Consider the following 20064-nt stretch of genomic DNA (forward strand, 5'->3'; position numbering starts at 1 on the left):
GGCGCGTGCTCCGGCGTGCCCTCGGACGTCCCCCCACGACCGCGCCATCGCAGGAGCACCCGCATGCGCAGAAACCTCAGAAACGGCCTCGCCGCCGGTACCGCCTCCGCCGTCGCCGCGGCCGCCCTGGTCGGCGTCACGCTGGGCCTGGCGCCCGCCGCCTCGGCCGGCGAGTTCCTGGTCAACGGCGGCTTCGAGTCCGGCTCGCTCGGCCCCTGGAGCTGCACCGCCGGCTCCGGCAGCGTCGTCACCACTCCGGTGCACGGTGGCGGCCGGGCGCTCGCCGCGGCTGCCACGGCCGGCGACACCGCCCAGTGCGGCCAGACCGTCACCGTCGCCCCGAACACCACCTACACGCTCAGCGCCTTCGTCAACGGCTCGTACGTCTACCTGGGCGTGGACGGCGGCGGCCCGAGCACCTGGACGCCGGGCACCGGCGGCGCGTACCAGAAGCTCAGCCTCAGCTTCACCACCGGTGCGAACCAGACCAGCGCCACCGTCTACACCCACGGCTGGTACGGCCAGGGCACCTACTACGCGGACGACGTCTCGCTGGACGGCCCGGGCGCCCCCAGCCCGACGCCCACGCCCACCGTCTCGCCGACCGTGACCGCCTCGCCGACCGCCACCCCGACCGCCACCCCGACGGGCACGCCGACCGGGACGCCGACCGGGACGCCCACCGGAACCCCGACGGGCACGCCCACCAGCCCGCCGGCCGGCAGCCACGTCCTGGTCGGCTACCTGCACGCGAGCTTCGCCAACGGCGCCGGCTACACCCGGATGGCCGACGTCCCGAACTCCTGGGACTTCATCAACCTGTCCTTCGGCGAGCCCACCTCCGTCACCTCCGGCGACATCCGCTTCAACCGCTGCCCGGCCGCCGAGTGCCCGGGCGTCGAGTCGGACGACGAGTTCAAGGCCGCTATCGCCGCCAAGCGGGCCCAGGGCAAGAAGGTGCTGATCTCGATCGGCGGCCAGAACGGCCAGGTCCAGCTGACCAGCACCGCCGCCCGGGACGCCTTCGTCAGCTCGGTCTCGGCGATCATCGACAAGTGGGGCCTGGACGGCCTGGACATCGACTTCGAGGGGCACTCGCTCTCCCTCAACACCGGTGACACCGACTTCAGGAAGCCGACCAGCCCGGTCATCGTCAACCTGATCTCCGCGCTGAAGACCCTCAAGGCCAAGTACGGCCCGGGCTTCGTGCTGACCATGGCGCCGGAGACGTTCTTCGTCCAACTCGGCTACCAGTACTACGGATCCGGCCCCTGGGGCGGCCAGGACCCGCGCGCCGGGGCGTACCTGCCGGTCATCCACGCGCTGCGCGACGACCTCACCCTGCTGCACGTCCAGGACTACAACTCCGGCTCCATCATGGGTCTGGACAACCAGTACCACTCGATGGGCGGCGCAGACTTCCACGTCGCGATGACCGACATGCTGCTCAAGGGCTTCCCGGTGGCGGGCAACGCCGACAACGTGTTCCCGGCGCTGCCGGCCTCCAAGGTCGCCATCGGGATGCCGGCCACCACCAACGCGGGCAACGGTTACGTCGCCCCGGCCGAGGTGAACAAGGCGCTGGACTGCCTCACCAAGCTGGCCAACTGCGGGACGTACGTGCCGCGTTCGGGGGCGCAGCCGAACCTGCGCGGGCTGATGACCTGGTCGATCAACTGGGACCGGTTCGGCGGCCAGGAGTTCTCCAGGAACTTCAACGGCTACTTCGGCCGCTGACCCCCGGGCCCTGTCGGCCCGACCGCCCGCGGGACCGTGCTTGAACCTGACACCGGTGTGAGGTCCAAGCATGGTCCCCATGGCGACCACACAGCTCACGACCCCGGTACCCCGCAAGCCCTTTCCCCTGTCGGCCCTGCTCGCGCTGGCCACCGCCGTCTTCGTCACCGGTCTCACCGAGAACCTGCCCGCCGGCGTGCTGCCCGGGATGAGCGAGGCGCTCGGGGTCAGCGAGTCGGCGGCCGGGCAGACCGTCACCGTCTACGCGATCGGCTCCGCCGTCACCGCGATCCCGCTCACCGCGGCCACCGCCGGCTGGGGCCGCAAGCGGCTGCTGCTCACCGCGATGGCGGGCTTCGCGGTGGCCAACACCGTCACCGCGGCCTCCACCAGCTACCCGCTCACGCTGGCGGCCCGCTTCCTCGCGGGCGTCGCGGCCGGCCTCGCCTGGGCCCTGCTGGCGGGGTACGCGCGCCGGCTGGTGCCGGTCGGGCAGCAGGGCCGGGCGATGGCGGTGGCGATGGCGGGCGTGCCGGTGGCGCTGTCGCTGGGAGTGCCGGTCGGCACCTTCCTCGGGCAGGTGCTGGCCTGGTGGGTGCCGTTCCTGGCCATGACGGCACTGGCGGTCGGCGTGATCGGCTGGATCGCGGTACTGCTGCCGGACCAGCCCGGCCAGCCGGCCGGGGAGCGGGTACCGGTCCGCCACGCGCTCACCGTGCCCGGCGTCCGGCCGGTGCTCACCGTGACGGTGCTCTTCGTGCTCGCGCACACCATCCTGTTCACCTACATCGCGCCCTTCCTGGACCGGGCCGGCCTCGGCGGCGCCACCGGCACCGTACTGCTGGTCTTCGGGATGGCCTCGCTGGCGAGCGTCTGGCTGATCGGCGTCCACATCCACCGCCGGCTGCGGCAGCTGACGATCGGCGGCGCGCTGCTGGTCGCGCTGACGGCGGCCGTCCTCGCGGTGTGGTCCGGCAGCGCGCCGCTGGTGTACGTCGCGGCGGTGTTCTGGGGCCTGGGCTGGGGCGGTGCCCCGACCCTGCTCCAGACCGCCCTCGGCGACGCGGGCGGGGAGCGGGCGGACGCCGCCCAGGCCGTGCTGGTGACCCTGTGGAACGCGGCGATGGCGGGCGGCGGGGTGGTCGGCGGCCTGGTGCTGAGCGGCCTGGGCACCGGGGCCCTGCCCTGGACGGTGCTCGCGCTGATGCTCCCCGTCCTCGCGGTGGCCACCGCCGCCCGCCGCCACGCCTTCCCGTCCCGGCGCTGAGACCGTCCGGCGCTGAGACCGTCCGGCGTCGAGACCGTCCCGGTGGGCCCCGGCGCCGGTGGCTAGCGGACCATCAGCCGGTTCACCGCGTCGACCGCCTCGGGAGACGCCTTCGCCAGCGAGCCCGACGCGTACGGCGGCTGCGGGTCGTACTCGATCAGCAGCTGGATCGCCTGCGCGGTGGTGTCCCCGCTGATCCGGCCGGCCAGTGTCAGGGCGAGGTCGATCCCGGCCGAGACCCCGGCGGCGACGGCGTACTTGCCGTCGATGACGACCCGCTCGGTCCCGGTCGGCTCCGCCCCGTACCCGGGCAGCCGGTCCAGCACGCTCCAGTGCGAGGTGGCCCGGCGGCCCTTGAGCAGCCCGGCGGCGCCCAGCAGCAGCGAACCCGAGCAGACCGAGGTGGTCCAGGTGGTGGTCGCGTCCACCCGGCGCAGCCAGTCGAGCAGCGCCTCGTTCGCGAGCTGGGCCTGCGTCCCGGGCCCGCCGGGCACCAGCAGCAGGTCGGCCGAGTCCACCTCGTCCAGGGCGGCGTCCGCGGTGACCGCCAGGCTGCCGACGTCGTTGCGCACCGGCCCCCGTTCGGCGGCGGTGAACACGACCTCGGCGCCGGGGATCCGGGACAGCACCTCGTACGGGCCGACCGCGTCCAGGGTGGTGAACTCGGGGTAGAGCAGGATGGCGATGCGCATCAGTGACCTCCGGTGGGTTCGGGGCGGAAACGGCGTCGGTACTCGGCGGGCGGGGCGGCCAGGGCCCGGACGAAGGCGCGCCGCATCGCCTCCGGGGTCCCGTAGCCGCAGTGACGGGCGACCTCCTCGATCCCGTCGTCGGTGTCCTCCAGCCGGCGCCGGGCGGCCTCCAGCCGGACCCCGTCCACGTACCGGCCCGGGGGCACCCCGACCTCGGCGGCGAAGGCGCGGGCGAAGTGCCGCGGCGACAGCGCCGAGCGGCGGGCCAGCTCCCCGACCGAGAGGTCGGCCTCCGGGTGCTCGGCGATCCACCGCTGGACCTCGCGCAGCGGCTGCCGGGCCGCCACCTGGGCGGCCAGCTGGGCGCTGAACTGGGCCTGGTTGCCCGGCCGGCGCAGGAAGACCACCAGGTGACGGGCGATCACCAGGGCCGTCTCGCGTCCGAGGTCCTCCTCCACCAGCGCCAGCGCCAGGTCGATCCCGGCGGTGACCCCGGCCGAGGTGGCGATCCGCCCGTCCCGGACGTGGATCGGGTCCGGGTCCACCTCGACGTCCGGGAACCGCCGGGCCAGCGCCTCGCAGTGCGCCCAGTGGGTGGTCGCCCGGCGTCCGGACAGCAGCCCGGCCTCGGCGAGCAGGAAGGCCCCGGTGCACACCGACACCACCCGCTCGGCCCGTCCGGCCAGTTCCCGGATCCGTGCCACCAGGGCCGGGTCCGGGTGCCTGGTGCCCTCCCCGCCGGGAACCAGCAGGGTGTGCACCGGACCGGCTCCGGCGAGGTCGGCGTCCGGCAGCAGCCGCAGTCCGCTGGAGGCCCGCACCGGCCCGCCGCCCGGGGCGGCGGTCGTCACCCGGTACGCGTCCGGCTGCCCGGAGGCGGAGCACGCCCCGGTGAAGACCTCCACCGGGCCGGTCACATCGAGGCTCTGCACGCCCTCGTAGAGGACGACGAGCACGCTGCGTCCTGTCATGCGACCAGCCTGTCAGCGGCCTGCGGTGGCAGCAATGACCTGCTTCCCACCTTTCCTGCCATGCGCCGCGGGCGTGCGCGGGCGGACACGAGCCCCGCGGGCGTACGCGGAAACGCCGGAAGGCCCCTCGCTCTCGCGAAGGGCCTTCCGGCTGTCTGTGCGCCGCCAGGGACTCGAACCCCGGACCCGCTGATTAAGAGTCAGCTGCTCTAACCAACTGAGCTAGCGGCGCCTGCTGACGTGGAGAACATTACCTGGTCAGCGGCCGAAACTCACAATCGGCCCAGGGTGGGGAGCCCGGCGCGCTCACATGGTCAGCACCACCTTGCCCCGCACGTGCCCGGCGGCGACCAGCCGGTGCGCCTGGGCGACCCGCTCCATCGGGAACGTCTCCTCGACCTCCAGCCGCAGTCCGCCGGCCTCCCAGAGCTTCACCAGCTCGGCCAGCCGCTCGGCCGTCCGCTCGCCCCGCAGCCCCCGCACGCCCAGCCGCTCGGCGCCCGGGTAGTCGACCACGGTGCCGATCCGGTCCCGGTCGGCGACCAGGTCGACGGAGGCCTCCAGGGCGCCCCGCCCGGCGGCGTCGAAGGCCGCGGTCACCCCCTGCGGTGCCACCGCCCGGACCCGGTCGACCAGCCCCTCGCCGTACGTGACCGGCACCGCGCCCAGCTCCCGCAGGTACCCGTGGTTGCGCTCGCTGGCGGTGCCGACCACCGTGGCGCCCCAGGCCCGGGCCAACTGGACGGCGACCGTGCCGACCCCGCCCGCGGCGCCGTGCACCAGCACGGTGTCGCCCGGGCCGATGCCCAGCGCGGTGAGCGCCAGGTGCGCGGTCTGGCCGGACGCGGAGAGCGAACCGGCCTGCTCCCACGGCATCCCGGCGGGCTTGGCCACCAGCCGGCCGGCGTCCACGGTGACCAGTCCGGCCTGGCAGCCCAGCACCCGGAAGCCCAGCACCTCGTCCCCGACCCGCCACTGCCCTGCGTCCGGGCCGAGGGCCTCCACCACCCCGGCGAACTCGTTGCCGAGGACGAACGGCGGCTCGACCGCCAGGCCCGGCGGCCGGAAGCCCTCGCGGATCGCGAGGTCCACCGGCTGCACCCCGGCCGCGTACACCCGCACCCGCACCTCGCCCGGCCCGGGCTCCGGGTCGGGCGCCTCCCCGACCCGCAGGACCTCCGGACCGCCGCTCCCCGTCACGATGACCGCCTTCATGCCTGTTCCCGCCCCTCGTCGATCCTTCCGGTGCCGACGATCCTCGGACCTGAAGTGCACTTGAGGTCAAGCCGTCGTTCAGCGTGTCGTCACCATTGGGCGCATTGTCAGATTTATCCTGGACGGCGCTCAGCCGTCCGTCGTCGAGAGGAACCTCCCCGTGGGCCAGCTGCCCCTGTTCTTCCTGGTGCTGCTCGCCTCCGTGGTGACCATGCCGCTCGGGCGGAGGACCGGAGTGCCGCAACCGGTGCTGATGACCCTGCTCGGCATCGTCATGGCGCTCGTGCCGCAGATCCCGGACGTCACCATCGAGCCCGAACTGATCCTGCCGCTGGTCCTGCCACCGCTGATCTTCGCGGTGGCCCGGCGCTCCTCGGTGCGCTACTTCAAGGCCAACGCCCGCTCGATCCTGCTGCTGGCGGTCGCCCTGGTGGTGGTCACCACGGTCGCCGTGGCCGGCACCGTGCACTGGCTGCTGCCGACCCTGCCGCTGGCCGCCGCCATCGCGGTCGGCGCGCTGGTCTCCCCGCCCGACCCGGTCGCCGCCGTCGCGGTGGCCGGCAGCATCGGGCTGCCCCGCCGCCTGGTGGCGATCCTGGAGAGCGAGGGGCTGTTCAACGACGTCACCGCGATCGTCATCTACTCGCTGTCCATCGAGGCCGTGGTCAGCGGCGACTTCTCGGCCGGGCACGCGGTGCTGCGCTTCGTGCTGTCCGCGGTGCTGGCCGTGGTGGTCGGCGTCGCGCTCGGCTGGGTCAACACCAAGCTCGCCGAGCGGCTGGACGACCCGACCCAGCAGGTCGCGCTCAACCTCCTGGTGCCCTTCGCCGCCTACGCCCTGGCCGAGGAGATCCACGGCTCCGGCGTGCTCGCCGTCGTGGTCTGCGCGCTGTACCTCGCCGAGCGGGCCTCCGACGCGGACGCCGTCTCCTACCGGCTGGTCGGCAACGCCTTCTGGGAGGTGGTCGAGATCCTGATCACCGGCGTAGCCTTCGGCCTGATCGGCCTGGAGCTGGCCACCGTGCTCAAGGAGGCCGGCCGCGGCTGGACCGGTTTCCTCGGCGACGCCGCCGTGGTCATCGCGGTGGTCGTGGTGGTGCGGCTGCTCTGGCTGCTGCCGGCCGGCTGGCTGTCGAAGAAACTGAGCTCCGGCGACGACGAGGACACGCCGTTCAGCTGGAAGGAGAGCGTGATCCTCTGGTGGTCCGGCATGCGCGGCGTGGCCACCGTCGCCCTGGCGCTCGCCATCCCGCTCACCCTGCACTCCGGCGAGGAGTTCCCCGAGCGCGGCCGACTGGTCTTCATCGCCTTCAGCGTGGTGCTCTTCACCCTGCTGGTGCAGGGCCTCACCCTGCCCTGGCTGGCCAAGCGGTTCGAGCTGGACATCGACCAGGACGCGCACGAGCAGGCCGTGCGCCAGCTCTGGTGGCGGGCCGCCAAGGCCGGGCTCCGGCGGCTCGGCGAGCTGGAGGAGCAGGACCGGCTGCCCGCCGAGGTCGCCGACCGCCTGCGGGACCGTCAGCACGACCGGCTGGCCCGGCTCTGCCCGGAGAACTACGCCGAGGAGGAGGCCGCCGAGGCCAGGCTGCGGATGGCCCAGTGGCGGGCCGCCCGGGACGTCGAGCAGGAGATGATCGCCGCCTCCCGGCGCGAGATGCTCGCCGCCCGCAGCGAACTCGGCGCCGATCCGGAGCTGGTCGACCAGGTGCTGCGCGGACTGGACCTGCGCTCCGAGCGGAAGTGACGCACTGTCCGCACCCGCCGGGCGGAATGTGGGTGACCGGCCCCGGGGTTGCATAGGCTGAACCCGGGCAGGCCGTCAACGGAGTCGGCGCACCACCAGTACCCGCACGACCTCGGCGAACCCTCACGCCTGGCCCTGCCGGTTTCTGCACCCAGATGAATCGAGGACCCACCGATGTCGGAGACCCGCGCCGACGCCCGCACCCCGCTGGACCGCACCCCGCAGTGGGCCGCCCTGGCCAAGCACCGGGCCGAACTGGGCGACACCCACCTGCGTGAGCTGTTCGCCGCCGACCCCGAGCGCGGCCGCCGCTACACCCTGCAGGTCGGCGACCTGCACGTGGACTACGCCAAGCAACTGGTCACCGACGAGACGCTGGAGCTGCTGCGCGAGCTGGCCGCCGCCACCGGCGTCGCCGAACTGCGGGACGCGATGTTCCGCGGCGAGAAGATCAACAACACCGAGCACCGGGCCGTCCTGCACACCGCGCTGCGCGCCCCGCGCGACGCCGTGATCGAGGTCGACGGCGAGAACGTGGTGCCCGCGGTGCACGCCGTCCTCGACCGGATGGCCGCCTTCGCCGACCGGGTCCGCGGCGGCGAGTGGAAGGGCCACACCGGCAAGCCGATCCGCACGGTCGTCAACATCGGCATCGGCGGCTCCGACCTCGGCCCTGCGATGGCCTACGAGGTGCTCCGCTCGTACGCCAAGCGCGACCTCGACGTCCGCTTCGTCTCCAACGTGGACGGCGCCGACCTGCACGAGGCGGTCCGCGACCTCGACCCGGCCGAGACGCTGTTCATCGTCGCCTCGAAGACCTTCACCACCATCGAGACCATCACTAACGCGGTCTCCGCCCGCGACTGGCTGCTCACCGGGCTGCGCGCCGACACCGACGCGGTGGCCAAGCACTTCGTCGCGCTGTCCACCAACGCCCAGGGCGTGCAGGACTTCGGCATCGACACCGCCAACATGTTCGAGTTCTGGGACTGGGTCGGCGGCCGCTACTCCTTCGACTCGGCGATCGGCCTCTCGCTGATGATCGCCATCGGCCCGGACGCCTTCCGCGAGATGCTGGACGGCTTCCACCTGGTCGACGAGCACTTCCGCACCGCCCCGGCGGAGCAGAACGTCCCGCTGCTGCTCGGCCTGCTCGGCATCTGGTACGGCGCGTTCTTCGACGCCCAGGCGCACGCGGTGCTGCCCTACTCGCACTACCTGTCCAAGTTCACCGCCTACCTCCAGCAGCTGGACATGGAGTCCAACGGCAAGTCGGTGACCCGCGACGGCACCCCGGTGGACTGGCAGACCGGCCCGGTGGTCTGGGGCACCCCCGGCACCAACGGCCAGCACGCCTACTACCAGCTGCTGCACCAGGGCACCAAGGTCATCCCGGCCGACTTCATCGGCTTCGCCGAGCCGGTCGCCGACCTGCTCCCCGGCCTGGTCGCCCAGCACGACCTGCTGCTGGCCAACTTCTTCGCCCAGACCCAGGCGCTCGCCTTCGGCAAGACCCCGGAGGAGGTCGTCGCCGAGGGCGTGCCCGCCGAGCTCGTCCCGCACAAGACCTTCAAGGGCAACCACCCGACCACCACCATCCTGGCCGGCGAGCTGACCCCCTCGGTGCTGGGCCAGCTGGTCGCGCTCTACGAGCACAAGGTGTTCGTCCAGGGCGCGGTCTGGAACATCGACTCCTTCGACCAGTGGGGCGTCGAGCTGGGCAAGGTGCTCGCCAAGCGGATCGAGCCGGTGCTGCTCACCGGCGAGGGCGCCGAGCAGCTGGACAGCTCCACCGCCGAGCTGGTCGCCCGCTACCGGGCGCTGCGCGGCCGCTGAGCCGGACCCGGACCGGGCCGTCCGCTCAGGCGGGCGGCCCGGCACCCGGGGGCCGCGGGCCGCGGGCCGCGGGCCGCGGGCGTACGCGGAAACGCCGGAAGGCCCCTCGCTCTCGCGAAGGGCCTTCCGGCTGTCTGTGCGCCGCCAGGGACTCGAACCCCGGACCCGCTGATTAAGAGTCAGCTGCTCTAACCAACTGAGCTAGCGGCGCCTGCTGACAGAGAAGACTCTAGCAGCGCCGTGCGGCCGAGCCAAAATCGAATGCCGGCCGCCCCGCGTTCACCCCCCGGTCACCAGGGCCGCCCCGGCGGGAACCGGCGCGCCCGGCTCGCGCGCCGCCCGGACGCAGGCCCAGAGCACCACCGCGGCGCCGGGCAGCCGGGGCTCCCGCCGCTCCGGCGCGACGATCCACCGGCCGGCGCCCTGCCCGGGGGAGTCCGGGCTGTTCACCATCCGCTGGAGGGGCGGCACCGTCACCGCGTCGCCCTTGCCGTGGCACAGCAGCGGCGGCACGTCCCGGGCCCACTCCTCCCAGGCCAGCAGCCGGCGCAGCCGGGGCGCCGCGCCCGGCTGGACGAACAGCAGCAGCCGCCCCCGGTGGACGGCCACCGGCCCGCAGCCAGGCCCGGACGCCCACAGCTCGTCCAGCACCCGGCGGCCGAACAGCGCCGGCATGCTGATCACGTCGAAGGCACGCCCGCAGGGCAGCACCGAGGACGCCCAGGGGCGGCTCTCCCACAGGGCGCGCATGCTGCGCGGGTACTCGCTGGCGGAGGCGAGCCACGCCTCCCCGGCCGCACCGACGTACTCCACCGACGGGTGCATCACCGAGGGGTACGCCACCGACTGCTGCGTCATCGACTGCTGTGTCACCGACTGCTGTGTCCAGATCTCCACGGGGAGCAGCCTGCGCGGCGGGCGCCCCCGGCGGGACGGAAAGCGCGGTTCGCCGGACAGCGCGGCGGGGGACGGCGTACCCTTCCCCGCCGCGCATATGCCAGGGGCCCTTGTCCGGCGCGACGCCGGGGGCTCAGTCCTCGTGCCGGCGCGGCTGGAGCAGGGTGCGGCCGTACTCGATCATCTTGGCGGCGTAGTCCGGGGTCCAGTCGGCCCGCCGGCCGACCTCGGCGTCGGACAGCGCGTCGAACCGGCGCGGGTCGGCGAGCTGCGCGGCGGCGACCGCCTGGAAGTCCGTGGCCCGCTCGGCGGCGGCCCGGAAGGCCAGGGCCAGTTCCGTGGAGCGGCGCAGCAGCTCCGCCGGGTCCTCGATCGACTCCAGGTCGAAGAATCGTTCCGGCTCGGGTTCGGCGGACTGCGGCTCGAACAGCAGCTGCACCGGACGTACGCGCCTGGTGGGCTCGGACGACTCTGGGGAGTCGGGCATGGACGGACACCTCCGGGTCTCGGGTGGGGGAGGGCGGAATCTGCTCCGGGCTGCGCCGCCCGGTCGTGGCCGCCGTCCATTGTCTCGCGGCGGTGGCCGGTAGCGGAACGGTGCGCACGCAAGCGCTATTCCCCGGCGTACGCCGGGCGTGCGCCTCGCGCGCCCAGTGTCCTGGTCGCATGCGAACCGGTTGGCAGGGCGTCGCAGACGTACTGACCAGCACCGACCAGTACCGACCAGTCACAGAACCGGGAGATCCCCATGCGCAGGCGAAAGATCCTGGCCGTCGGCGTCCTGCTGGCCGCCCCCGCCCTCGTCGGCCCGGTCGCGGCGACGCCGGCGGTCGCCGCGGAGACGGCGAAGGTGGTCGTCGGGGAGCCGAGCGCCCCCGACGGCTGGTCGTCGGCGACCTGCCCGAGCGGCACCCACCTGACCGGTGGCGGGTACGCCCTGCTGCGGGAGGAACCCGCCACCGTGGTCTACAACGGTCCGGCGCCCGACGAGCCGACCCCGACCACCTGGTGGGTCCGGGCCAGGAACCAGTCCGTCCAGGCCTTCGCCGTCTGCGAGACCGAGGACTGAGCCCTACCGCACGTGCACCCGGTGGCCGCTCAGGTGGTGCAGCACCTGGTGGTTGGCCTCCCAGCCGTCCGGGAACGCCACCGGCACGCCCAGCTGCACCGGCTCCGTCGCGGGGTGCTCGTCCAGCAGCTCGGCGATCCCGGCCCGGGCCACCACGATGCAGGCGTGCCGGTGCCGGGAGGCGAGCACGCAGAGCCGGCCGGTCTCCAGGTGGAAGGCGGTCGCGTCGGGGCGCCCGGAGAGCGGGTGCAGCACCACGGTGACGTCGTACTCGCGGCCCTGCAGACGGTTGGCGGTGTCCACCGTGACGGCCGGACCGGCCGCCCCGTCCACCGGCACGCCCGCCCTGAGCAGCGCCGCCCGCACGGCCGCCGCCTGGTCCCGGTGGGCGGTGCCGACGGCGATCCGGTCCGCGGTGAGCGGGGCCTCGCCCTGTTCGGAGTGGGCGGTCAGTCCGCGTTCCAACAGCCGGCGGACGGCTGCCGCGACGGCCGCCACGGCCTGCGGGTCGGTCCGTACGGTGTGCCGGGCGGGCAGCTCCAGCAGGGCCCAGCCGTGCTCGGCGGCCCGGTCGATCACCGCGTCCAGGGCCGAGCCGTCCGGGCGCACGGCGGCCGTCAGCCGGCGGTCCTCCGGGCCGGTGCCGGAGCGGAACGGCGTGTACGGGTAGAAGGCCCGCGAGATCAGCGGCGCGGCGCTGGCGGGCAGCCGCCAGGAGACCGGCAGCCGGTGCGGCGCGATCTCCGGGTTGTGCGCCAGCATGGTGACCACCGCGCTGCTGGACGGGTCGTACGACAGCCCGGCCCACTGCTCGGTGCCGACCACGGTGAACGGGTCCAGCTGGCCCGGGTCGCCGACGAACAGCGCCCGCTCGAACAGCCGGGCCACCGCGAGCAGGGCGTCCGAGCGCATCTGGTACGCCTCGTCGACGATCGCGTGCCGCCACGGGGCCTCGGCCCGCACCCACTGCCACTTGGCCGAGGTGGAGATCACCACGTCCTGCTCGACCAGGTCGGCGACCTTGTCGGAGGGCGTGACGTTGGCGTGCTTCAGCACCTCCGGGGCGGGCCGGGAGTCCGCGGCGTGCAGCCGGCCGATCGTCAGTTCCGGGGCCTTCTCGGCCAGTCGGCCGACCAGGTCGTCCACCTGGCCGTTGGTCTGGGCGACGATCATCAGCCTCTCGCCGGCCCCGACCAGCTCGCGGGCGGCCCGCACCACGAGCGTCGACTTCCCGGCGCCGGGCGGGGAGTCCACCACCACGCCGCGCGGGGCGCCGGCCGGCGGACGGACGGTGGCCGCCAGGATCCGGGCCACCGCGGCGTCGGCGGCCGCGCCCGGGGCCTGGTCGGGGGTCGTCGGACGGCTCATTCCCACTCCTCGGAGGCGGACGGGGCGGGCACGGGCGCGGCGCCGGGCGGGCCGCCGTGGGTCCACGGGGTGTCGTCCGGCTCGGGCAGCGGCGCGGACTGGCGCACGGTCAGCTCGAACAGGGTGAAGGTGACGGACTCGCCGGGCTCGGGCACGGAGCCCGGCTCCGGCTCCTTCCGGCGGCCCATGCCGGAGAGCATCCGCAGGGTGAGGGTGCCCTGGGCGGTGTCCACCGCGACGATCTCGGCCTTCTGTGCCGACGGCGCCGCCCCGCCCTCCGGCCGGGGGGACCCCCAGACCCGGTGCACCTCCCGGCCGAGGTCCGCGTGCGGGCGGTCGACGGTGTGCAGGGTGACCAGCGGGCGCGGCTTGGGGGAGCGGCCGGTGGTGTCCCAGTCCGGCACCACCTCCGTGACCACGCCGCTGAACGCCTCGCCGGCCAGCCGGTGCTCGGCCATCGCCAGCGGATCGTCCAGCGCCTCCTGCACGTCGAGCCGGGCCTGCTCGCGCTCGCGCTGGGCGAGCTTGCGGGCGGCGGTGACGGCGTCGTCCTGCCGGGGCTGCGGCGGCTCGCCGGCCGCCAGCCGGTCCCGGTGGCCGGTGTAGGACCAGCGGTCGCCGGTCCAGCGCTCCGCCAGGTGGCCGGCCGGCGGCAGGGCGCGCAGCAGGTCCAGGCCCTGCCAGACGTCCCGCCAGGTGGGCAGCAGGACGGACGTCAGCGCTTCCTCCAGTGCCGTCACCGCGGCCCGCACGGCCGTCCGGGCGCGTGCTGCGGCGGCCTCGTCGCGCTGTTCGGCGCTGTGCTGCAGGGCGCCCACGGCGGAGTCGTAGCGGGCGATCGCCGGGGCGAGCACGAACTCGTCGAAGCGGGGGTCGGTGGCCGGACCGGCCGGCGGGTGCAGCAACTGCCCCCGCTCGTCCCGGGCTGACTCGGCCAGCTCGGCCGCCTGCGCGCCGGTCAGGCCGGGCGGCGGGCGGTGCCAGGCGAGCCGGGCCGCCAGGTGCTGGTCCTCCAGGTGGCTCTGGCCGGTCGCCCAGTGCCGGGCCAGCAGGCCGGTCATCGGCAGCAGCAGCGAGGAGCCGGGCACCTGGGCGCGGTCGGTGAGGTGGGTCAGCCAGCGGCCGAGCAGTGGCACCCGGACCGGCGCCGGGTACGGGCCCGGTTCCTCGTCCTCGGCGGTGCGGCGGAAGCGGGTCGAGCGGCCGATCAGGGCGAGGTGGTGCACGCCGGCGCTGTTCGGCACGATCAGCTGCGGGGCGTCCGCGCACAGCTCGCGGAACACCTGGGTCTTCTCGCCGGTCTCCGGGTCCTTCTCGGAGCCCTCGATCTGCTCGACGTCCTCGGCGAAGGACTCCAGGTAGGGCAGCAGGTCGGCGGCCAGCTCGGCCAGGAAGTCGAACCGCAGGGTGCGGTTGAGCGGCTGCGGCACCAGGTGCAGCCGGGGCGCGTCCCGGTCGGTGCCGAGCATCACCGCGAGCGGCGCGCCGGACTCGCCGGCGGCGGTCAGCGGGACCAGCACCATCGGGCGGTCCGACAGGTGCCGGTGCCGGACGGTGGCCAGCGGCTCGGCCCGGCCGCTGCGGACGGCCTCCAGCCGGGCGAGGGTGGTGAGAAGACTCATGCGCCCGCCTCGCTCCGCTCGGCAGGGGCATTCGCCCACACGCGCCTCTCGACGATTCTCTCGCTGCGCTCGATCATGCGCCCGCCTCGCTCCGTTCGGCAGGGGCATTCGCCCACCCGCACCTCTCGACGACACTCTCGCTGCGCTCGATCATGCGCCCGTCCCCAGGGCCTCGGCGCGCAGGGCGGCCGCGTAGGCCAGGCGCTCGGCGGCGTCGTCCGCGCCGTCCAGGTCGCCGCTCTTCGTGCCGGCGGCGGCCAGCGCCTCGGCGACCGTACGGATGCTGCCCAGTTCGCCGCGCACGCCCCGGCCGAGCTGCTCGACCCGGTCGTCGCAGCGGGCCCGGGCGCGGCAGTGGAAGCCGAGTTCGCAGGTGGAGAGGCAGTCCGGGCTGTAGGCGGCGGGCACCGCCTCGACCGAGGCGGTCAGCTGTTCGGCGGTCCGGGCCGGCGTGCCGTCCTCGTCGGAGGCCAGGTCGAAGTCGGCGTCCGGCGGCAGCACCGCCAGCAGCCGGCCGATGCCGGTCATCCGGCTCAGCTGGCGGCGGGTGGTGGCCAGTTCACGGCGGACGTCCACGGCGACCGCGGTCGGCCGGTTGCCGAAGTCCTTCGGGCAGACCAGCAGCACGCTGGTGCGCGGACTGCCCGGCAGCCGCTGCTCGGTGTACGGGTCCTCGGCGAGCGGCTGCCCGGCCGCCGCGGCGGCGGCCTGCTGGAGCGCCAGCACGTACACGGCGGCCTGCCGGGCGGCGGCGCCCACCTTGGCCGGGTCCGCGCTGCCGTCCAGCACCGGGAAGGACTTGATCTCGACCACCGTGCACCGCCCGCCGTGCACCACCAGCGCGTCCGGTTCCAGGTAGGCGGTGCTGCCGGCCACCCCCAGGCGCAGCATCGGGTGGTCCAGCAGCGTCCACGCCTCCGGGTCGGCGGCCGCCCGGGCCAGCGCCTCGGCCGTCCGGTCGGCGCGCACGGCCGGGCCGGAGCGGTGCAGCAGGTCCGGCACCTGGAGCGGGGCGTGGCCGTCCGCCGGGACGCCGAGGTGGTGGCGGAGCGGCTCCAGCAGCGGGGCGTAGCCGTCGGCCTTCAGCCGGGACTCGAAGATCACGCCGCGGGCGATGGCGAAGGGGGACTGCCCGAAGGGGGCGGGGCGGCCGAGCCGGGCCGCCAGCGCCGACTTGTCCACCCCGGCCGCGTCGAGCACGGCGCGGCGGTGGCAGCCCGGGTTGGCGGCGAGCGCGGCGAGGGAGCGGGCGTTCAGACTGCGCTGCGGGGCCGGTCCGCGCAGCTCCGCGAGCCGCTGGGCGAGCGGCTCAGCGTGCCCGCGGGGCGGGACGTTCGTCGAGACGTTCATGGTGCGGCCCAGTGTCGCATCCGGGTCCGACAAAGCGGTGCGGACCGGCCGTCCGCGACGTGCCGGGCGGCCGGCACCGGAGGCCCGCCGGTCGCGGGTCGCCGGCCGGGGCCCGTCACCACCGGCGACGGGCCCCGCGATCGTGGCCGCCGTCCGGGTGGGGGATCATGGAGCCCGGTGCTCAAGGGTGAGACCGACCGTTGCCACCGTTTCGTTCCGAGGAGCCCCCCATGCCCGCCCGAATCGTGCTGGTCCGCCACGGCGAGACCGAGTGGTCCGCCACCGGCCGCCACACCGGCCGCACCGACATCCCGCTGACCGAGGAGGGCCGGGCGATGGCCCGGGCCCTCGGCGCCCGCCTCGCCGAGGCCCCCTGGAACGGGCTGCCGGACGCGCTCGTCTACACCAGCCCGCTCGGCCGGGCCAGGGAGACCTGCGAGCTGGCCGGCTTCGGCGACCGCGCGGTGGATCGCCCGGAGCTGCTGGAGTGGGACTACGGCCAGTACGAGGGCCGCACCGGCGCGGACATCCGGGCGACCGACCACCCGGGGTGGCTGATCTGGCGCGACGGGGTGCCCGGCGGCGAGAAGCTCTCCGAGGTGGCCGCCCGGGTGGACGCCTTCCTGGCGAGCCTCCACGAGGAGTACGGCGTCCCGGAGCCGGACACCACCGTGATGCACTGCGCCGACCAGGACGTCGTCCTGTTCGCGCACGGCCACCTGCTGCGCATCCTGACCGCCCGCTGGCTGGGCCTGCCGCCGGAGTTCGCCCAGCGGTTCAAGCTCGGTACGGCCGCGCTCTGCGTGCTGTCGTGGGAGTACGGGGCTCCGGCGGTGGAGGTCTGGAACGACCTGTCCCACCTGGAAGGCCTGACCGCCGGGCACTGACCCGCTCGGCACCCCGGCCCCCGTCGGGCGGCCCCGGGTGCGCCCGGCCCTGCCCCGGCCCTAGGCGGCCGCCGCCCGGTCGTAGTCGGCCAGGAACCGGCGCACCTCGGGCACCGCGACGTGCGGGCGCAGCCGTCCGGCGGTGTCCGCGAGCATGCTCCGGATCCGGGCCGAGCGCACGTCGCCGAACAGCGCGACGGCGGCCGAACCGTGGTGGGCCGCGCCCGCCAGGTCCCCGCGACCGAGCCGGTCGTGGGCCAGCTCGGCGGTGTACAGCACCCGGTTGCGGACGAAGTGCGGCTGCTGGAGCGTTATCGCCAGCCCGGCCTGCTCGCTGGCGCGGTCCCAGTCGCCGAGCGCCGACCAGCACTGCGACTGGAGGCCGGCGATCTCGGCCTCGCTGAAGAAGGACATCCACTCCGGGTCCCGCTCGCCGGGGCCCCGGTCGAACAGGGCGTACGCCCGGCCGAGGGCGCGCTCGCAGGAGGCGCGGTCCTGCAGCAGCGCCCAGGCGCCGGCCTCGCGCATGGCCAGCAGTGCGAGCAGCCGGTCGGAGTCCAGCTCCCGGGCGGCGACCTGCCCGGCCTGGGCGGCGCGCAGCGCCTCGCGCGGGCGGCCGGCGTCCCGGGCGAGGAAGGCGCTGTTGCAGAAGACGTGCGCCTCCAGGGCGGAGTCCCCGGCCATCCGGGCGGTGGCGAGCGCCTCGGAGTAGAACGAGCGGGCGTCCGCGAGCCGGTTCGAGTCATGGGCCAACCAGCCGACGGAGATGGCGAGTTCGCCCGCCCCGGACTGGAGCCGGCGCTCCGTCTCGGTGCTGTAGTCGCACTCGTTGAGCAGCACGTACGCGTTGCGCAGCGACTGCCCGGCGAGCTCGTACAGGGCGTCGGCGCCGTGCGCGTCGTCGGCCAGCCGGATCTCCCGGACGGCCTGTTCGACGCGGAGCACCTCGGCGGTGCCGACCCGGCGCAGCGGTACCACCGGCCCCGGCCGACCGGGTACCGGCGGTTCGCCGCCGAGCAGCGACGGCGCGGTGAACTCCGCACCGGGGAGGGCGCCTCGGCCGGCGAGCGCAGGGGAGGCGTGGTCGGCGCCGGCCTGCCGACCGGCGGCCGCGGCCGGTCGGTCGATGCCGATCACGGCGGCCAGCGCGGTGGTGCCGCCGGCCAGGAACGTACGGCGACGCACGTCGTCGTTCTCCTCGTCGAGATTGGGCGATCCATCGGGCCCCCGGGGCACCGTGCCGGGACTCGGCCACGGGGGCCCGTCCGGTGCGGCTGGATCCGCGTACGGCGAGGCAGCGTACGGGAGTTGAGTGGAGAGCGGTGAGCGCGGGGCGGGCAGGGGCGGGAACGTCGGGTGGAGCGGAGGCGGTTCGCTCCGCCCGCCGGGCGCGTCCGCCGAGCGGCGGCGGACGGAGGTCCGGGAGGCGAAGCCGAGGTCGGCGAGCGTGCGGTCCGGCCACATGTGCCGGAACACCCGCTCGTAGGCGTAGTTGGGGCAGCGGATCTCACCGGACTCGACCCGTCCGACGTAGCGGGCGTCGCAGGACACGTGCTCGCCGATCTCGCGGGCGGCTCTGCGGACGGCCGTGGCGAACTCGCCGGGAGAGCGGTCGCCGCGCAGTGCGCGCATCACGAGGTTGGGGGACGGTCGGTTCGGCTCGGCCGGTGGGGTGGCTGCCATGGCGCCGAGAGTACTCGGAGTCACCGAGTGGCCACATTGGGTTGATAGGACATCAGTCATCAATCCCGGGCAAAAGGGGCGATGTTGCGGGATATCCGCCATGAAATGCCATGCCTTGCTGTAATGCGCCCCGTGGCCTGCGGCGCACCCGCCGCGTTCTCCTGGTACGCGGAAAGCCCATGCCGTCGCCGGGCCCGTCCCAAGCCCGGCGGCCCCCCAACGGCTGTGCTTCCGGACCCGACGAGGTACAGAGGTACAGGAGGTCCCATGATGGCCACCGGACTGCCGCAGCACCGACCCGTCCCCGGGGGAGTGCTCGCCGGCGCCTGCGACACCGTGACCGTCGCCCTGCGGCACGGTCTGGAGGCCGTCGACATCCTCAGACTGCGCCGCGCCTGCGGAGCCGTCCTGCAGAGCCGCAACGGCAGCACCGTCTCCTTCCTCGTCCCGGCCGGCACCTGGGAGACCTGGCACCTGCCCGGCAGCACCTGTACCGCGGGCGCGTTCGTGCCCGCCGCCACCGACCCGCGCTGGGTGATCCCGCCCTCCGGCGTCGGCCGCACCGCGCGTCCCACCGACGCCTGGGTGCTCCGCTCCGCCCTCTGCGAGGCCGCCTGCACGCTCACCGCGGGCGGCCTGGGCCCGTTCTAGCGGGCGTGCCGCCGCGGATCCAGTCGGGCCCGTCAGCCTCCGGCCGGGCCCCGCGACGCGCCCCTGACCTGTGGGTGTGCCGCCCCGGCGGCGATAATGGCCGCCATGGGACGAAGCAGCAGAGCCGCGCGCACACCGGAACCGGAGGCCACCACCGGACCGGGCGGACGCACCCACGCCCAGGGGCCGCTCAGCCGTCCCGTCGGCTCCGGCCTCGCCGAGCTGCGCCCCGACCGCGACCGCCCCGCCGCCTGGTCGCTGCTGATCGACGGCGCCCCGCAGTCCCTGGTCGACCTCGCCGACCCCACCCACCTCGGCTTCGAGTACCAGCGCCGGCTCGGCCACCTGATCGACCTGGTCGCCCCGCCCGGCCGCCCGATCACCGTCCTGCACCTCGGCGGCGGCGCCCTCACCCTCGCCCGCTACACCGCCGCGACCCGGCCGCGCTCCCGCCAGCAGGTCGCCGAGATCGACACCGCGCTCACCGAACTCGTCCGCGCCGAACTCCCGTTGGAACGCGGCTGGCAGATCAAGGTGCGCGGCGCGGACGCCCGCGACGTACTGGAGCGCACCCCCGAGGCCGGCGTCGACCTGGTGATCACCGACGTCTTCTCCGGGGCCCGGACGCCGGCCCACTGCACCACCGTCGAGTTCACCACCCTCGCCGCCCGGGCCCTCGCCCCCGGCGGCTGGTACGCCGCCAACATCGCCGACGGCGGCGCCCTGCCCTTCGCCCGCTCCCAGGTCGCCACCCTCGGCGCGGTCTTCCCCGAGCTGTGCCTGATCGCCGACCCCGCCGTGCTGCGCGGCAAGCGCTTCGGCAACCTCGTCCTGGCCGCCGCCCACACTCCGCTCCCGGTCGCCGACCTCACCCGTCGCGCCGCCTCCGACTCCGCCCACGCCCGGGTCGAACACGGCCGCGCCCTCGCCGACTTCGCCGCCGGCGCCACCCCGGCCACGGACGCCACGGCGGCCCCGTCCCCGGAACCCCCGCCGGGGGTGTTCCGCTGACGGCCCGCTCGGGCCGTCCGTCCGACCGCCGGTCCGCATCCGCGTACACGTACCGCCGGTACTC

17 protein-coding genes and 2 tRNA genes are annotated in these 20064 nt (G+C 74.8%); 8 read left to right on the forward strand and 11 right to left on the reverse strand.

Annotated elements, in window-relative coordinates; translation table 11 throughout:
• Nucleotides 1-63: 63 nt before the first annotated feature.
• Both ACZ7RU_RS27295 and ACZ7RU_RS27300 read left to right on the forward strand, forming a co-directional pair.
• Nucleotides 64-1737, forward strand: a complete 1674-nt coding sequence (locus tag ACZ7RU_RS27295; RefSeq protein WP_470343601.1) for a chitinase — start codon at nt 64-66, stop codon at nt 1735-1737.
• Nucleotides 1738-1816: 79 nt separating this feature from the next.
• Nucleotides 1817-3004, forward strand: coding sequence for an MFS transporter (locus tag ACZ7RU_RS27300; RefSeq protein ID WP_470343602.1), 1188 nt, complete (start codon nt 1817-1819; stop codon nt 3002-3004).
• Between the two features lie 62 nt (nt 3005-3066).
• Here ACZ7RU_RS27300 and ACZ7RU_RS27305 read toward each other — a convergent pair whose 3' ends face one another.
• The 4 genes from ACZ7RU_RS27305 to ACZ7RU_RS27320 form a co-directional block, all read right to left on the reverse strand.
• The gene (locus ACZ7RU_RS27305) at nt 3067-3696 is read right to left on the reverse strand and encodes a DJ-1/PfpI family protein (RefSeq protein ID WP_470343603.1); all 630 of its coding nucleotides are present in this window, start codon (nt 3694-3696) and stop codon (nt 3067-3069) included.
• Nucleotides 3696-4667: a GlxA family transcriptional regulator gene (locus tag ACZ7RU_RS27310; protein WP_470343604.1), complete on the reverse strand. Its 972-nt coding sequence runs from the start codon at nt 4665-4667 to the stop codon at nt 3696-3698. Before ACZ7RU_RS27310 ends, ACZ7RU_RS27305 begins: the two co-directional genes overlap by 1 nt.
• 158 nt (nt 4668-4825) lie before the next feature.
• Nucleotides 4826-4899: transfer RNA gene (locus ACZ7RU_RS27315), tRNA-Lys, on the reverse strand.
• Between the two features lie 74 nt (nt 4900-4973).
• Nucleotides 4974-5882 (reverse strand): NADP-dependent oxidoreductase, encoded by a 909-nt coding sequence (locus ACZ7RU_RS27320; protein ID WP_470343605.1) that lies wholly within the window; start codon nt 5880-5882, stop codon nt 4974-4976.
• 160 nt (nt 5883-6042) lie between these two features.
• On the opposite strand from ACZ7RU_RS27320, the gene ACZ7RU_RS27325 reads away from it, so the two are divergent.
• Both ACZ7RU_RS27325 and pgi read left to right on the forward strand, forming a co-directional pair.
• Nucleotides 6043-7626, forward strand: a complete 1584-nt coding sequence (locus ACZ7RU_RS27325) for a Na+/H+ antiporter (protein ID WP_470343606.1) — start codon at nt 6043-6045, stop codon at nt 7624-7626.
• A 174-nt stretch (nt 7627-7800) separates the two neighbouring features.
• Nucleotides 7801-9462, forward strand: a complete 1662-nt coding sequence (gene pgi, locus ACZ7RU_RS27330) for a glucose-6-phosphate isomerase (protein WP_470343607.1) — start codon at nt 7801-7803, stop codon at nt 9460-9462.
• A gap of 137 nt (nt 9463-9599) precedes the next feature.
• On the opposite strand, the gene ACZ7RU_RS27335 is transcribed toward pgi, so the two are convergent.
• From ACZ7RU_RS27335 to ACZ7RU_RS27345, 3 genes are all read right to left on the reverse strand, one after another.
• A tRNA-Lys gene (locus tag ACZ7RU_RS27335) sits at nt 9600-9673 on the reverse strand.
• A gap of 68 nt (nt 9674-9741) precedes the next feature.
• Complete coding sequence (locus ACZ7RU_RS27340; protein ID WP_470343642.1) at nt 9742-10287, reverse strand: bifunctional DNA primase/polymerase; 546 nt, start codon at nt 10285-10287, stop codon at nt 9742-9744.
• Between the two features lie 205 nt (nt 10288-10492).
• Nucleotides 10493-10846 carry a hypothetical protein gene (locus tag ACZ7RU_RS27345; protein ID WP_387757023.1) on the reverse strand — a complete coding sequence of 118 codons (354 nt, stop codon included), beginning with the start codon at nt 10844-10846 and terminating at the stop codon, nt 10493-10495.
• Nucleotides 10847-11107: 261 nt separating this feature from the next.
• On the opposite strand from ACZ7RU_RS27345, the gene ACZ7RU_RS27350 reads away from it, so the two are divergent.
• Nucleotides 11108-11428, forward strand: coding sequence for a hypothetical protein (locus ACZ7RU_RS27350; RefSeq protein WP_470343608.1), 321 nt, complete (start codon nt 11108-11110; stop codon nt 11426-11428).
• Between the two features lie 3 nt (nt 11429-11431).
• On the opposite strand, the gene ACZ7RU_RS27355 is transcribed toward ACZ7RU_RS27350, so the two are convergent.
• From ACZ7RU_RS27355 to ACZ7RU_RS27365, 3 genes are all read right to left on the reverse strand, one after another.
• Nucleotides 11432-12796, reverse strand: a complete 1365-nt coding sequence (locus tag ACZ7RU_RS27355; protein ID WP_470343609.1) for an AAA domain-containing protein — start codon at nt 12794-12796, stop codon at nt 11432-11434.
• The gene (locus ACZ7RU_RS27360) at nt 12793-14418 is read right to left on the reverse strand and encodes a hypothetical protein (protein WP_470343610.1); all 1626 of its coding nucleotides are present in this window, start codon (nt 14416-14418) and stop codon (nt 12793-12795) included. Before ACZ7RU_RS27360 ends, ACZ7RU_RS27355 begins: the two co-directional genes overlap by 4 nt.
• Before the next feature lie 150 nt (nt 14419-14568).
• Nucleotides 14569-15768, reverse strand: a complete 1200-nt coding sequence (locus ACZ7RU_RS27365) for a hypothetical protein (RefSeq protein ID WP_470343611.1) — start codon at nt 15766-15768, stop codon at nt 14569-14571.
• Nucleotides 15769-15998: 230 nt separating this feature from the next.
• Here ACZ7RU_RS27365 and ACZ7RU_RS27370 point away from each other — a divergent pair, with 230 nt between their 5' ends.
• A complete protein-coding gene (locus ACZ7RU_RS27370; protein ID WP_470343612.1) occupies nt 15999-16655 on the forward strand; it encodes a histidine phosphatase family protein in 657 nt (218 codons plus the stop codon).
• Nucleotides 16656-16715: 60 nt separating this feature from the next.
• On the opposite strand, the gene ACZ7RU_RS27375 is transcribed toward ACZ7RU_RS27370, so the two are convergent.
• On the reverse strand, nt 16716-18338 hold the full coding sequence (locus ACZ7RU_RS27375) for a tetratricopeptide repeat protein (RefSeq protein WP_470343613.1): 1623 nt from the start codon (nt 18336-18338) through the stop codon (nt 16716-16718).
• A 267-nt stretch (nt 18339-18605) separates the two neighbouring features.
• Between ACZ7RU_RS27375 and ACZ7RU_RS27380 the strand changes: the two genes are divergently transcribed.
• Both ACZ7RU_RS27380 and ACZ7RU_RS27385 read left to right on the forward strand, forming a co-directional pair.
• Nucleotides 18606-18989 (forward strand): hypothetical protein, encoded by a 384-nt coding sequence (locus tag ACZ7RU_RS27380; RefSeq protein WP_470343614.1) that lies wholly within the window; start codon nt 18606-18608, stop codon nt 18987-18989.
• Nucleotides 18990-19094: 105 nt separating this feature from the next.
• A complete protein-coding gene (locus tag ACZ7RU_RS27385) occupies nt 19095-20000 on the forward strand; it encodes a spermidine synthase (protein ID WP_470343615.1) in 906 nt (301 codons plus the stop codon).
• Nucleotides 20001-20064: the final 64 nt, after the last annotated feature.

Source organism: Kitasatospora sp. NPDC114501 (genome assembly GCF_055633695.1).

Excerpts from the sequence above, each read along its gene's own strand:
- ACZ7RU_RS27295 (WP_470343601.1), top strand. The coding sequence starts at position 64 with ATGCGCAGAAACCTCAGAAACGGCCTCGCCGCCGGTACCGCCTCCGCC.
- ACZ7RU_RS27300 (WP_470343602.1), top strand. The coding sequence starts at position 1,817 with ATGGCGACCACACAGCTCACGACCCCGGTACCCCGCAAGCCCTTTCCC.
- ACZ7RU_RS27305 (WP_470343603.1), bottom strand. The coding sequence starts at position 3,696 with ATGCGCATCGCCATCCTGCTCTACCCCGAGTTCACCACCCTGGACGCG.
- ACZ7RU_RS27310 (WP_470343604.1), bottom strand. The coding sequence starts at position 4,667 with ATGACAGGACGCAGCGTGCTCGTCGTCCTCTACGAGGGCGTGCAGAGC.
- ACZ7RU_RS27320 (WP_470343605.1), bottom strand. The coding sequence starts at position 5,882 with ATGAAGGCGGTCATCGTGACGGGGAGCGGCGGTCCGGAGGTCCTGCGG.
- pgi (WP_470343607.1), top strand. The coding sequence starts at position 7,801 with ATGTCGGAGACCCGCGCCGACGCCCGCACCCCGCTGGACCGCACCCCG.
- ACZ7RU_RS27340 (WP_470343642.1), bottom strand. The coding sequence starts at position 10,287 with ATGCACCCGTCGGTGGAGTACGTCGGTGCGGCCGGGGAGGCGTGGCTC.
- ACZ7RU_RS27345 (WP_387757023.1), bottom strand. The coding sequence starts at position 10,846 with ATGCCCGACTCCCCAGAGTCGTCCGAGCCCACCAGGCGCGTACGTCCG.
- ACZ7RU_RS27350 (WP_470343608.1), top strand. The coding sequence starts at position 11,108 with ATGCGCAGGCGAAAGATCCTGGCCGTCGGCGTCCTGCTGGCCGCCCCC.
- ACZ7RU_RS27355 (WP_470343609.1), bottom strand. The coding sequence starts at position 12,796 with ATGAGCCGTCCGACGACCCCCGACCAGGCCCCGGGCGCGGCCGCCGAC.
- ACZ7RU_RS27360 (WP_470343610.1), bottom strand. The coding sequence starts at position 14,418 with ATGAGTCTTCTCACCACCCTCGCCCGGCTGGAGGCCGTCCGCAGCGGC.
- ACZ7RU_RS27365 (WP_470343611.1), bottom strand. The coding sequence starts at position 15,768 with ATGAACGTCTCGACGAACGTCCCGCCCCGCGGGCACGCTGAGCCGCTC.
- ACZ7RU_RS27370 (WP_470343612.1), top strand. The coding sequence starts at position 15,999 with ATGCCCGCCCGAATCGTGCTGGTCCGCCACGGCGAGACCGAGTGGTCC.
- ACZ7RU_RS27375 (WP_470343613.1), bottom strand. The coding sequence starts at position 18,338 with ATGGCAGCCACCCCACCGGCCGAGCCGAACCGACCGTCCCCCAACCTC.
- ACZ7RU_RS27380 (WP_470343614.1), top strand. The coding sequence starts at position 18,606 with ATGATGGCCACCGGACTGCCGCAGCACCGACCCGTCCCCGGGGGAGTG.
- ACZ7RU_RS27385 (WP_470343615.1), top strand. The coding sequence starts at position 19,095 with ATGGGACGAAGCAGCAGAGCCGCGCGCACACCGGAACCGGAGGCCACC.